This is a genomic window from Paenibacillus sp. J22P218, assembly GCF_056269195.1.
In genome coordinates this window covers 1,943,001-1,956,356 of record NZ_JBWDNL010000001.1, presented here as the reverse complement: position 1 = coordinate 1,956,356, position 13,356 = coordinate 1,943,001, and the positions used below count along the sequence as shown (strand labels likewise).

Genomic DNA, 13,356 nt, shown 5'->3' with positions numbered 1-13,356 from the left:
AGTAAGCCATTGGTCGCTTAGTTGAGATCGTTTATGATGGGCTTAACTTGGGGAGGAATGGGTGATGGAGATGACAGTAGATGGACGATCGGAAGTGATGTCAACGATTGCGGGACGCACGTTCACCTGGAATTGGTTGACGGATCGGGCTAAAATTACGCGCGAGGAGAATGAACGAGCTGGAACTGCGGAGTGCGCCGAGGACGGATATGCCGTTCTGGCCAGATTGGAGCGCGGAAAGCTACTGCATTCCGTGCACCGGATCGTCGCCGACCAAAAGCTTCTGGCGTTCCTGGGAAATGGGCGATGCCGTCCTCCCGCTCGGCAGCTTCGGAGACGCGATGGGAACGCCATATGCAGCAGCATTTCCTCGCCCTCTTTATGCGGCTGCGATGGGAGGCACGGACGGCTACGTTAGCTTCGGTCCCGGCGAGGTGCCGGATGCCGCGCTCTCTTTGAAATTGCAGGCCGCGACGGCTTGCCTGCACTATTTCTACTATTATAGGATTCATTATCTCATAGCCAAGCTGATTGATCAGGCTTTGCATTTCTTCATTTTGGACCGTCTCACTATAAAGCGGCCTACGGCAGTACTCTATGCCAAATTTGCACATTAGCGGTTCCGGTCTCCGGATAAATAAAGCTCCCTTGCGGTTTGCAGGAACAGCTTCACCCCGTGAGGAGCCTCCTTCAGAGATGGAACCGCCAAGTGAATCTCTCTGAACGGCTGCGGTTCAATTGTCCGGACGCGGACATTAGGTGGAAGCACCGACAACGACAACGAAGTTGTCGATACGATCGCGACGCCCAGCCCTTCTTGAATCATGCTCAAGGCCGTGGTTATATTGTGTCCGTCATATTTGACGCGCAAAACGATTCCGAATTGCTGAAACAACTCATAAATCGGCGTTACAAACCCGCCTTTGCATACAATCATAGGTTCATTGTCCAGATCAGTGATATGGATTGTCGTACGGCTTTGCAACGGATGATCGTCCCGAAGAAGCAGACACAATTCGTCTTTGAAGAACGGAATCCCTTCCAATTCACCATCCGGTGGAATAATCCAACCGACATCGATTATTCTAGAAGACAGCCATTCTTTAATCTCGTCAATAGTTCCTTCGTACAGTTCGAACGTTAGCCCAGGGTGTTTCTCCCCGAGCACCTTTAATATTTTCGGCAAGAACTGTGAGGACACAATCGGGAAAGTCCCAATGCGAACGGTACCGACTTCAAATCCTTTCTCGGCCGTTACCTCCTGCTCCACTTTATTGTAGCCGTGCAAAATCTCTCTGAATAGGACGGTCAGGCGCTTCCCAATATCGGTGAGAATGATCCCTTTCTTTTTATCCCGAATCATGAGGATGACCCCCAATTCCGATTCAAGCGTGGAGATGGCTCGGCTTACGGCAGGCTGTGTCATATTCAATTGCTCTCCAGCTTTTGTAAAATTGCCGGTCTCGGCGATTTTCACGAATAACATCAGTTGTGAATGTGTCATAACAATTTTGATATCACCTCTATAGATAACATTCATTTCATTTATCTTATGAGGCATTGTATCATGGTAAAAACAAATCCACAACAGGAGCTGAAGACACATGATGCAACTTTCGCGAACACGTACAATTGTTTATTTAACGTTTCTAGTTACAATGTGGGGGGTGAACTGGCCGCTCTCCAAATATGCGCTCGAATTCGCTCCTCCGTTGCTTTTCGCCGGCTTGAGGATCTTTATTGGGGGTCTCATATTGCTTCCTTTCGCTTTACCCCGCTACAAAAAGCTTAATCTGAAGCATACTTGGCATATCTACCTAATCTCCGCATTGCTGAATATTATTCTGTTTTTCGTCTTTCAAACATACGGACTTAAAGCTATGCCAGCCGGACTGTTTTCAACGATCGTATTCATGCAGCCTGTTCTACTAGGCGTCGGCGCTTGGTTGTGGCTGGGTGAATCCATGACCCGTTTGAAAATGGTCGGTTTGATTCTCGGCTTTCTTGGTGTCGCTGTCGTCAGCGTAAGCGGAGGCTCTGGTAGTATTTCGACCATCGGCATCCTGCTCGGTTTAGCCAGCACGATCACTTGGACGTTCGGTACCATCTATATAAAGAAAACCGCGACAAGGGTCGATGCCATCTGGTTGGTTACTGTTCAGATGATCTTTGGTGGAATCGTATTGTTGGTTGCGGGCTCAACCGTTGAAAGCTGGACGGATATCGTTTGGAATCCGTCATTCCTTTCGTCTTTGTCGATTATTTCGATTTTCTGTACAGCCTTGACCTGGCTCATATTCTTTCTGCTTGTCGGATCGGGTGAAGCTGGCAAAGTCGGTTCGTTTAATTTTCTAGTCCCTCTCATTGCGATCGTGACCAGTGTTCTTTTCTTGGGTGAAACGATCACTTCCAAACTGGTCGCGGGGCTCGTACTAATTATCGCAGGCATTGCATTGGTGAACCTCAAACCGAAACTTCTGCAAAAGGGGAATGAATGACACTGCTTCTACTGGCTTTTCTGACATTCCACGTTCACCCGATGCGATTTAAACTGAATCAAGGCAACCCACTAAATGGGTTGCCTTGATTATAAAGTTCTATTTTTTACCAAGTAATCCATCCGCTTGTTCGTTGATAGCCGCGTAGAAGTTCGTATTGCTCTTTACGCATCAATTGTTTCATTTGTGTTCTATATTTTTGATAATCTTCTTTTCTTGCTGCCGTGCTTTCTTTGTGGTAATGAACACCTTTAAGACCTTTACGAAAATCCTTAAGTTTCTCGTTCCTTGGGTCTTTGTGTTTTTTATTACATTTCCAAACTTTTTGTTTCAATCTTCATCCCCGCTGTGCCGGGTTAATATTTGACTTTTTTAGCCATGACTTCGACACAACTAATAGAAGAAGACCTTGGGATTGAACATTCAATCACCCCTGATTCTCAGTCAAAGGATGTTACGTAAAGACTAAATACGTAGTACCCCATATTCAAAGGGTTCATCACACGAGTAAATTTCATGAAAAAACCCCTTATAAGGGATATCGTCTTCCATACATTTTATGAGATACGACAGCTCCTCGTCACATTCTGGTTCCTCGCCAGTATTGTGCATTCCCTCGAATGCGTCAACAATATTTTCCATAAGAGTTACTTGGATAAATAAGGGCAACCGCTCTAGCATCAAATCTTCGATCTTGGTCTCGGATCTGTATCCCTCAAGGACTGTTTCAAAATAATCGTCCATGAACTTTTTACGCTTATCGGCGTCTGGTTCAAATTGAATCCAGCCCACTCCTTGTGTCCAGAGATCTGCCAGATCATACATAAACCAACAGTAGCATGAATTATCGAAATCATATACGGTGATTTGCCCGGTATCATAATTTATCGAATAATTCCCGTCGTTAAAATCAAAATGGATCATACCGAAAATATCCTTGTTATTGTCCAATCCTTCTAAGGCTTGAAGGAGCTCTAACAGCTTCTCCTTCAGCAGAGACGATGAGTTGGGAATCACTTTATCGATAAATCCGGCATTGTATTTATCAAAAAAACTATACCTGCGGTGAACAGGCGTATACCCTTTCGATATTTGATGCAGTTTCCCCAGAACTTTACCGCAATTATAATAGTATTCGGTAATTGGGACTCCTTCACGGTACTGATAATGATTTTCCGCAAGCATTTTTCCCTTAGCCTTTATAAAAAGGCAGATAAAAAAAGGATGATTTTTATGGTTAATCTCTTCCAGAAGATTTCCATTTCGAGAACTGACTACGTCCGAGACGCTTCCACCATGCTCGAATAAATATCTGACATACTCAACTTCACCCAGAAATTGTTCCCGATTCCTGTCAGGTAAGAAAGCGATTCTGAGTATTTTTGCGTCTGCGCCTACTTTCACACAGGTAAAAACGACATTGCGCCCTCCCTCGTGTGCCGGGATTAGTTGAATTTCATAGTCTTCTAATCCGTACAACTCTGATACTAATGGCAGTAAATATTCATCGCTTATTTTAACAGTCTCAATATAATTTATAGTATCTCCTCCAGTTCATATTCTTGCAACTCAACCTACACTGCTCCATTGAGCATATTTTACCTAAAAATGACACTCAAATTATAGGGAAACTTTCTATATAATAAAATTCAACTCTTTAGCTCTATTGATAATGAAGTACCTGCGCAATCTCCCACACATGCCCGTCAGGATCGGCAAAACAAGCCGTCCGCCGCCCCCAGGGACGTGTTATCGGACCGTTCAATAACGTAACGCCGCGCACTTCCAGTTCATCGCATACCCGGTCAACATCCGACACTTGTATCGTGAATTGGAACCGCGCGCCATCTCCGTGGTGACCAACCTGCGCAGGCTCAATCAATTCGCGGGCATTCGATTGATTTAACAGATTAATGCATGTGTTGCCATAATCGAACACCGCGCAGTTTGCATCCTCATATATGACAGCAAGTTTGAACGTCTCTTGGTAAAATACCTTCGACCGATGCAAATCTTCCACAAACAATGTGATCTCAGTAATTTTGTTTTCCCAGTCAGTTGTCGCCATTCGCATTCGACCCCATTTTCATTTTTTTGCAAACCTGTTTAAATCAAATTGATCTTTCCCAGCCTTATCTTCGCCCTGATTTTACCATTTAATGTAGGAGTACAGTAACTTTAATTTAAATTAGTCACCTATCTAAGTTAATCTGCCTGCCGAATCTCAGCACGCTGGCCCACTCGTTATTTCTAAACCATCGGTATGTCCGTGGGAATAGGTTAAAGTTCTTGTCATTATCCCACAAAAAAAGCCGCGATTTACGCGGCAATTAATGTGATATGTTCTTGTCGTCCGATCGTAATTCTGTTCCTAGACATCATTCGAGTTAAAGCTTTTCTCACTTAAAGCGATGCCGACAACGCCATCTTCAGCGCTTCATCTCCGGCAATTGACCCTGTTATGCCAAAATGGACATCTTCCATCGTCCAGAACAACTCAGTCATGTTTGGCTGTTCGAATACGAATCCGTCCACTTCGCCCACTTTCGTCTTCGTAAATAGCTCGGCCGGATAGGCGGATGCCATGCGGCTAGCCGAGAACGTCACCGTATGTTCCCCCGATGTATACGTAAAGATGATATCTCTAGCTGGTTGATCCGGCATTCCCACCGCTGCCATCTCCGTTAACGTATACCCATTCGGTACAAAGGACGGCAGAAGCAGCCCTTCTCCAAAAGACGCCTTTGCTTCTTCGATCGAACCAAGGGTCGTAGTCGTCAATTGGCTCAACTCTGAACCGGCGATGCCTCCGTTCGTCAATGGCGGAGATACATTCTCCGTCGTATTATCCGCAGGCGCCGGAACACTCGGTGTACCTATCAGCGGGATGGCCACAACGATTGAGACCGCTGCTGCCAATCCCACAGCCGCCACCTTCCATGATTTCGCAAGCTTCGATTTACGCCCTGCCTTCTCGGCGGCCGCTTCTTGACGAATCTTCCGTTTCAGATGCTCACTCATCTCCATATTCGAAAATAACATTTCATCAGACTCCTTTCTAAACTGTTGGCTCAGATTATGATCTGTATCCTTCATGAATGATTCCCTCCTTACCGATCTCTCGGGCGAGCATTTCTCGCGCACGATGCAGTCTGTTGCGTACTGTACCTTCCGGCGTGCTAATGGCTTCTGATATCTCCCGCGTGTTGAGGTCCGCATAGTAATACAAGTACAACGCTTCCTGATACGGTAACGGTAGTTGAAGCACATGCTGCAGCACTTCGCTCTTCTTCAGCCGTTCAAGCGCCTCATCTTCCACGCTGATCGTTCGGCCGAGATCCAACTTTCCTGGCTCGGTTGGCTGCTCCGTGAACATACGAACGCTCATTTTGTCGCGGCATACGTTGACTGTGATCGTCGTCAGCCACGTTTTAACGGCACTGTCACCGCGGAAGGCGTTCCATTTTCGGTACGCGCGCAGGAAAACCTCCTGGCTAATATCCTCGGCAAGATGAGCATCCCCCGTATAGAAAAACGCGGTCCGTATGACAATCGTGCCGAATTCGTTCATGAGTTGCTCCAGTGCTTGCGCGGGGTCTTTCGCAAAATCATCCTTATGTCGACTGCCGGTCGGCATCACGTGATCACCACCTTCACCTTATTAGACGGTCCAAGTGCGAAATCCGCTGCACACATAGTCATGGTAAGTTAAATGACTAATTCGAATTCGTTCGAAGTTGCTTTATTCCGCATGCTCATAAAGGGTTGCGCTTTCGATGTAATTAATCATTCTTCTTAAATCTTTGACTTGCTCTTTACTGATCTCTCCGTTCTCGTACATACGGCGAATCTCCGATCGTTCCACATCCATCACAATGATCCGCAGCTCTTCTTTCTGCGCTTCTACGGCAGCATTAAATTGTTCGGGACCTTTAAGCTTATCGATTACCCGTTTATAGTCGAAAATGACGGTATTATATACGACGTCGCCAACCTCATGCTCCCTCGCTTTCTCTTCGAGTTGCGCCAGAGCTGCATTTGAAGCTTTGAGGAGGATTTCTTTCCCCGCTTGACGTTGGGCGATTCGCGCCTTGCCCTTGCCGGCTTTGCGGCGTCTGGCGCTCGAACGTTTCCAATCCCGTAATTCATTTCGTACGAGTATCCCAAATCGGGATCTATCATTTCGAGACAGAGACTCTTCGCGCAGTTCGAAGGCTCTCGAGAAAAATTCGAATAACTCTTCATCCATCTCTCCTGATTCCATGGCCTCCTCCATGTATTTTTTCTCTGCTTTTAATGCCATTAATCGAACTTTTACAATTTTTTGTACAAAGTCATTGTTTTCTTTTTCCTTCGAGTTCATATCTACATTTGTTTGTTTGAACGATTCTCTAAGCTCGTCCATCAATTGATAGGCAGCAGCTTCATTTTCTTCGTTCATTTCCGTACGAACCTTTTTCATTGCTGCAAGCAGCAGCTTACTCTTAGCTATATTTATGTCCAAATGATTAGGCGACTCCCCTTCAGGCGTTTCTCCCTTGCTAAGTAGAGGCAGAAACAAAGTAGCTGCAATTAAAGTGAACAATATAACGCCGGCAGCCAAGAAGAGGATGAGTGAACGCTCTGGGAACGCATCGCCTCTCTCGATCAGCAACGGTATGGATAACACCCCGGCCATGGTCACAGCTCCACGAACGCCAGTCAAGCTGACCAATAGCGTCATTTTAACCGTAGGCTTAGCCATTTCTTTATCTCTTTTAAATCGATACTCATAATGGGAGAACAAGTACGACCAGACGAATCGTATGGTCAATATCGCTATTCCGATCGCCAAGACATAACCGATTGCAAGAGTATTATGTATGTTTGGATTCTCGACTGTTGACCGTATAGACGGAGGAATGATCAAGCCGAGCAATAGGAATACCGTTCCGTTCAGGATAAAGGATACCGTGGTCCATATATTTTCCGTTAACACCTGTTCCTCCGCTTGCAGAGGCTCCGCTTTCTCTCTAAGCAGTGAGTAAACAATTCCGCCTACAACGACTGCAATGACTCCGGAAGCATGGAACCACTCTTCTGCAATGATGTAGATAAGGAATGGCGTCAAGAGTTGAAGCAGCGAATGCAGCGTAACGTCACTGATCCCTTTTTTGCGCAAGCTATACCGGATCCATGTCATTAGCAGGCTGAGTATGAGCCCGAGGAAAGCACCCGCGACAAACATATACGTAAAGTCAAATATAGCTTCTTTCAGTGAAAAATACCCCGTGACAACCGCGGCTACCGCATAATTAAAAGCTACAAGTCCGGACGCATCGTTGATCAGCGATTCTCCTCGTACGAGATTCAATACGTTTTCCGGAAGATGAATGCGCTTAGCGATACCGTTAACCGCGACCGGGTCTGTAGGCGACAGAATGGCGGCTAAGGCGAAGGCCGCTGCAATGGGAATGTCAGGGATGATCCAATGAATAAAGTAGCCGCCGCATATCGTTGTAAGCAGAACGAGAATGATCGCATTACCGAAAATCGGAGCACGCATTTTCCACAGTTCATCTCTTGGGAAGTATCTGCCGTCGTTGTACAATAGCGGAGCAACAAAAAGCAGCAAGAACCACTCCGTTTCGATTTCTAGATGGAATTCCTTAAATAGGAGAGCAATGCCGACCCCAATAGCGATCTGCGTTAAAGCGGTAGGTATTAAAGGCACATAGTGGCTTATAATGTTCGAAATGACTAAACATACAAGCAGCAATATGATGGTCATCAATAATTCCATTAAGATTCCCCTCTTTCTTATCCAGATAATGTCATTCCTAAGGCGATAACCCTTATTATACTGGCTTTTGGCTTTGTTATACGGGTATAGTTCATATGGCTGGCGGTGCCAAACTAATCATGCCTTCTATATTTAAACGGAATATAAACAAACAAACCTAACAGCTTTCCTCGATGTTCTTCGCAGCAGCCCAGTTTGGTATGCACGCCAGCTTAGTCGAATGTGCAAAAAAGGCTGACCGGAATGGTCAGCCTTAACCTATTGTCCTACGTTACTGAATTCGCTGGTTGAATCTTATGTTTATGGAGCCCGTTAGTCGGCAGTTGCTTGAGGCTGCGCCATGATAGAGGCTCATTAGAACCATTCGTTAAACTTCTTCATTATATAGTCGCTTGTCCATTGATTGACTTCCCATAGATCGACGACCGGCTTGTTCGTGAAAGGTTCGGTAGGCATATAGCCTGGAGGTCCGAATTCGGCCGTAAACGTAGCGTATGATTGATTGCGGCGTTTCTGCTCCGCAAACATGTTATGCCACCACTTCGTAAAGAGCGCAAGCTCGGTCCGGTATTCCGGCGCGCCCGGATGAGGTACTTGCGGACCTTGCGGAAACCCGATACGGCCGTGGATGTGAATCGTTCGTTCAACGGACAAAGCAATCTCTTCCCCGTGATTGTCCAGATAGGATTCGCAAACGTTTACCCAATGGCTGAAGTCTGCCGTAATGCGCAGCTCCGGAAATTTCCGAAGCAATCTGGCCGTTGTCCACGGAGTAAACATCGCCCTGCTTCGATGCGTTTCGTGCCCGATGGGTATGCCTGCTTGTTTCTCGGCGGCGAGTGCGCCTGCGAAGAAACGGTCTTGTTCGTTCTCCGTCATGCTGTCCTTTGCGCTGTGCGAAACGATCAGCATGGGCCGGAATTCAACCGCCCGCTCCACCGACTGCTCAAAGGAAGCAAGATGATCGCCTTCCGTGAAAATTTGCGCGACATATTCAAGGCCATAACGCTGCAGCCCTTCCACAAATCTCTTGCTTTCAGAAGGCTGAGGCAAAGGAGATTCGATCCCCGCATAACCAGCCGACGCGGCTTTAGCGAACAATTCCTCGTAACTTCCTTCCATTCCCCATAACGCTTTGATTAATTTGAGCTTCATTATCTACTCTCCTTGAACGGAATAAACGACGGGATTTAAATGGCTGGCCGCCGCCTCGCCGGTAACGCAGCCCGGAAGCCATGAAATCAAATCATTTTTGCGCGCATTGCTGTCAAGTTCGGACACTTTCGTGCCATCTGCATAATAAATAATCGTAATGACCTCGCGCATGGTATCCGTTGGATTGCCCGGCGCGGAATGCAGCGTCCAACCTGCATGGAACGTAACGTCACCGGCAGACATAGCGCCGTATTGCACTTGATCAAGTCCTTTGCTTTCAATGAAAGCTTTAAGCGTTCGATGCGATTCATCGGAAATAACGGTCTTGCTTATATAACCCTGCTTGTGGGATTCGGAAGCAAAGGTCATGGAGCCTACCTCTTCGGATATCGGTACGAGCGGCATCCATAGCGTAACGGTTTTGTCGCTGTCGAGCGGCCAATAGATTTGGTCTTGATGCCATGGCGTATGACCGCCTCCCGGTTCTTTGTACAGCGCTTGATCGTGGTAGATTCGAACGCTTTCTACCCCCATGAGCTCAGCGGCAATTTTCGCGAACCGCTTGGCAAGCACGAACTTCGCCGCCGCCTCGCTCTCTCTCCAAACATTGGGAATTTGGATGAATGCTTTGCCGTACGTATCCCGCTCTTCAAGCGGTTTATCGTGATAATTCAACCGCTTCACAAGATCGCCGATAATCGGCCGGTAGATGTCTACCTCCTCAGCGGATGCAACGCTTCGAAGCATGATGTGGCCTTTTTGGCGGTAGTCGGCCTTTTGCTGTTCAGTCAGATCGTAACTTTGTTCCAGTATTGGCAATGTCGAGAGTTCGTTTCGGCTCATCTAACACGGTCCCTTCTCCGTTAAAGTGGCGTTATTGCTGTTATTGTAGCGCTTAGAGTTGTCTGCGCGCATTGGAGGAAGCGATTGTTTTTTTGTCAAAAACGACTGCAGACTATGGTAAAATAGAAAAAAAGGAGAGGTATTCCATGCAGAGTTTAACCGAGCTGATCGAGCAGCAGCCCATACTGCCCTATATTCGGGAATGCGATTATGCCGTACGCAATCCATGGACAATGCCGGAGCGCAGACTGCTTGATTATTTACTCATCTATGTGCAGGAGGGGCTATTGCGCGTTACGGAAGAAGGCAAAACCTCCGATTATGTCGCCGGAGAGTTTTGCCTTCTTCAACCGCGAACGTTGCATGCGCTGGAAGGACTGACCCCGACCGTCACGCCGTTTGCCCATTTCGACATTTTCTATCATCCTCGCCGCAAGGAAAGTTTCCCGACGAGGGCCGGGCAGACGGATTTGACACCTTATAACGGACTGATCCAGCCTCGCGTTAACGATCTAGCCGGCATGCGCCTGCCAAGTCGTTTCAAGCCGCATGATCCATTTCGATTCCGGGATACGATGCTGAGAATGGTAGACTGCTGGAATCGGCATGATCCTTTGAATCGACTGGAGGCGCAAGGGCTAGCCACTGAATTAATCGTCATGCTGCTGCGTGACCATACTTCGCTTGGCACGCATACGGCGCCTTCGGCCTCGTCGCTGAAATGGATGACATCCTATTTGCACTTGAATTTGTCACAATCGCTTACGGTGGAGGACATGGCTCGCCGCGCGAATCTGTCCCCTTCACGATTCCGTACCGTATTCAAGCAGCAATTCGGTCAACCTCCGCATCAATATTTGCTTCAGCTGCGGCTGCGGCATGCATGCGAGCTTCTTGAGCAGACCGATTATCCGCTTCATACGGTAGCAGACTATTGCGGATTCGCCGACCTGCATCACTTTGCCAAGTCGTTCAAGGGCGAAATCGGACAAGCTCCCGGCGCTTACCGCAAGGGGAGAAGCAAGAACCGTCTGTTTGGAGAACCCTAACGTTAGTTGCTGTAAAACTTATAGACTTTGTTGTTTATGGCTTCCCCATGCCGCTAAGCTTAAATGACTGGCTGTCCCCGATTAAAGGAAACTCACCGATTCTAAGCCGGGCGCTTCCGTATGGAATGAGCTCGAGCACTTTCACGGGCTGCCCCGCTGTATCTGGATGAAGCGGCGGAGTGCCTGCATTGTTGCCTTCCATGCGCCAATCTTTGATCAGTTGACCTTGAGCCTTCAGTTTAACCGGCGCTTCGGCTGCCGAGAACGGCTGGCGCGATACAGGCGCTTCGCTTACTTCGTACGTACTGTCAGCCAGAAGACCGTATTTCCAGCTGGAGGAAGGATAGATCTCCCAATCGTGGAACATCTCCCTCTCCTTGATTTTCTGCCAGCTTTCCCCGACAGGCAGCACGTACACTAGCGGTCCGCGCTCCACGCTCGTAGCGAACAGATTTCGTTTATTCGTTCGGATCTCCATTGGCAAGTCCAGTTCAATCCGATCTCCGCTGGTCCATGTCCGGGTAACTTTGGCGTAACCATCGGAAACACGTAGCTCGACCGGCTCGCCGTTGATGCGAACGGCAGCATGCGTGCACCATTCCGGAATTCTCAAGGATATGGCGAATGGTTCCGAGCGATCGAGCGTAAGTCCGATTGCGATGCGTTCTCTGAACGGATATTCCCCGCTCACTTCCAACACGGCCGTTGCTCCTGTTCCTACCTTCGTTGTCACCACGCATGGGGCGTAAGATACGGCCGCCAGGCCGCCATCATTGTCTTTCATCCATAAGTGGGTCGTCAGCTTAGGCCAGCCTTGATGCATATTAGACGTACAGCATCCGAAGTTAGGCTCGAGGCCGAAGATATTCGCGTCAGGCCCGTTGCTCCATGTGCGGGAAGCTACATTGCAAACGACTTGATTCACCTGCTGATCGTACTGGTGGGATGTCCAATCCGGTGAGATAGACGCGGGCAACGCATTGAACGCCACTTTCTCCAAAATATCACCGAACCGACCCTCCCCTAGTATCCGTGTTAATTGCTCCATCGTGAACATGTATTCCACGACTGCGCACAATTCGACGCCTTGGGACGGGCTTGTACCCGAAAGCCATTCATCGCCGGAGAACATGCCGTGCGCTTGGCCGTGATAGGTCATCAGCGAGTCAATTCCGCGGTGCACGGCGGTGCGATCAACCGAATCGCCGCGCAATTCGTACAGAACGCCTGGCGTCTTAACGCCCATCGCGACATTGACGACATGCGTCGTCCAATCCCATTGCTCGACTTTCCGCCAGAACGGAAAATCATGCAAAATGCCGGTCCAGTCCGTCGTTTGCGCGGCTACGATTTCTGCCAGCTCCATTAGAAAAAGATCATCTGTACGTTTATACAACCAAATGATGCATAACAGCATCTCGGCGCCACGTGTCTTCGCCCAGCCCCTAAGCGGCTGCGCCTCAATCGTAGCGTGTACGTATTTGAAAAACTTGGTTAGAAACGGCTGAACTCTTTCGTCGCCCGTAGCCTCCTCATGCTGCATCATGACCTTCAGCATAATCATGAAATGCCACCAGTCCTGATCCTTGTCTACATCGTGATTGACCGTCTCGATCCGTTCCGGACCGAAGAGCCCGTTCTCTCGTTGGCTTGCAAGCGACCACTCGACCCATTTGTTCGCTTTGGCGATCAGCTTCTCGTCGTTAAGCAAGTAAGCGAGCGGCAACAGTCCGTCCAAGTAATAAGGACCACGTTCCCAGCTCTCACCGTCGCCGCCGATCCAACCGTTATCAGGACCTACGTCCGCCCAGTGTTCTTCCAGATGTCCGGTAAAGCCTTCGGCCTGGATCAGCAGCTGATCCTTCAGCCATCCGGCAGGTTTGATCTGTCCAAGCGGCAAATGGTCAAATGCGGTTTTCGTCAATTTCATTAGGGAGCCTCCTATACGGCTATACGTTATCGGCAATATGACCTCTTGAATATAGCACTCCACATTGATGATCATGAATATCCGAGTACAACCTGTTTT

At 48.1% G+C, this 13,356-nt stretch carries 13 protein-coding genes; 3 read left to right on the top strand and 10 right to left on the bottom strand.

Translation table 11 applies throughout. From position 1 onward, the window contains the following. The first annotated feature begins 170 nt into the window (after positions 1–170). Positions 171–617 carry a hypothetical protein gene (locus AC0YN0_RS08390; protein WP_475820804.1) on the top strand — a complete coding sequence of 149 codons (447 nt, stop codon included), beginning with the start codon at positions 171–173 and terminating at the stop codon, positions 615–617. Here the strand turns inward: AC0YN0_RS08390 and AC0YN0_RS08385 are convergent. Continuing rightward, complete coding sequence (locus tag AC0YN0_RS08385; protein ID WP_475820803.1) at positions 614–1,504, bottom strand: LysR family transcriptional regulator; 891 nt, start codon at positions 1,502–1,504, stop codon at positions 614–616. The genes AC0YN0_RS08390 and AC0YN0_RS08385 overlap by 4 nt on opposite strands. A 100-nt stretch (positions 1,505–1,604) precedes the next feature. Between AC0YN0_RS08385 and AC0YN0_RS08380 the strand changes: the two genes are divergently transcribed. Beyond that, entirely contained in the window at positions 1,605–2,498 is an 894-nt protein-coding gene (locus AC0YN0_RS08380) for a DMT family transporter (protein WP_475820802.1), read from the top strand. 106 nt (positions 2,499–2,604) lie between these two features. Here the strand turns inward: AC0YN0_RS08380 and AC0YN0_RS08375 are convergent, their stop codons facing one another. From AC0YN0_RS08375 to AC0YN0_RS08340, 8 genes are all read right to left on the bottom strand, one after another. Further along, complete coding sequence (locus AC0YN0_RS08375; RefSeq protein ID WP_475820801.1) at positions 2,605–2,832, bottom strand: hypothetical protein; 228 nt, start codon at positions 2,830–2,832, stop codon at positions 2,605–2,607. Between the two features lie 131 nt (positions 2,833–2,963). Continuing rightward, positions 2,964–4,037 carry a phosphotransferase enzyme family protein gene (locus tag AC0YN0_RS08370; protein WP_475820927.1) on the bottom strand — a complete coding sequence of 358 codons (1,074 nt, stop codon included), beginning with the start codon at positions 4,035–4,037 and terminating at the stop codon, positions 2,964–2,966. Between the two features lie 124 nt (positions 4,038–4,161). Continuing rightward, the gene (locus tag AC0YN0_RS08365; protein ID WP_475820800.1) at positions 4,162–4,566 is read right to left on the bottom strand and encodes a VOC family protein; all 405 of its coding nucleotides are present in this window, start codon (positions 4,564–4,566) and stop codon (positions 4,162–4,164) included. Between the two features lie 335 nt (positions 4,567–4,901). Beyond that, a complete protein-coding gene (locus AC0YN0_RS08360; RefSeq protein WP_475820799.1) occupies positions 4,902–5,594 on the bottom strand; it encodes a hypothetical protein in 693 nt (230 codons plus the stop codon). Then, complete coding sequence (locus tag AC0YN0_RS08355) at positions 5,575–6,135, bottom strand: sigma-70 family RNA polymerase sigma factor (RefSeq protein ID WP_475820798.1); 561 nt, start codon at positions 6,133–6,135, stop codon at positions 5,575–5,577. Before AC0YN0_RS08355 ends, AC0YN0_RS08360 begins: the two co-directional genes overlap by 20 nt. A 105-nt stretch (positions 6,136–6,240) precedes the next feature. Then, positions 6,241–8,280, bottom strand: a complete 2,040-nt coding sequence (locus AC0YN0_RS08350; RefSeq protein WP_475820797.1) for a Na+/H+ antiporter — start codon at positions 8,278–8,280, stop codon at positions 6,241–6,243. A gap of 354 nt (positions 8,281–8,634) precedes the next feature. Further along, positions 8,635–9,435, bottom strand: a complete 801-nt coding sequence (locus AC0YN0_RS08345) for a sugar phosphate isomerase/epimerase family protein (RefSeq protein WP_475820796.1) — start codon at positions 9,433–9,435, stop codon at positions 8,635–8,637. Positions 9,436–9,438: 3 nt separating this feature from the next. Beyond that, on the bottom strand, positions 9,439–10,278 hold the full coding sequence (locus AC0YN0_RS08340) for a phytanoyl-CoA dioxygenase family protein (RefSeq protein WP_475820795.1): 840 nt from the start codon (positions 10,276–10,278) through the stop codon (positions 9,439–9,441). A gap of 146 nt (positions 10,279–10,424) precedes the next feature. Here AC0YN0_RS08340 and AC0YN0_RS08335 point away from each other — a divergent pair, with 146 nt between their 5' ends. After that, complete coding sequence (locus AC0YN0_RS08335) at positions 10,425–11,327, top strand: helix-turn-helix domain-containing protein (RefSeq protein WP_475820794.1); 903 nt, start codon at positions 10,425–10,427, stop codon at positions 11,325–11,327. Between the two features lie 34 nt (positions 11,328–11,361). On the opposite strand, the gene AC0YN0_RS08330 is transcribed toward AC0YN0_RS08335, so the two are convergent. Further along, a complete protein-coding gene (locus AC0YN0_RS08330) occupies positions 11,362–13,257 on the bottom strand; it encodes a beta-L-arabinofuranosidase domain-containing protein (RefSeq protein ID WP_475820793.1) in 1,896 nt (631 codons plus the stop codon). Positions 13,258–13,356 lie beyond the last annotated feature (99 nt).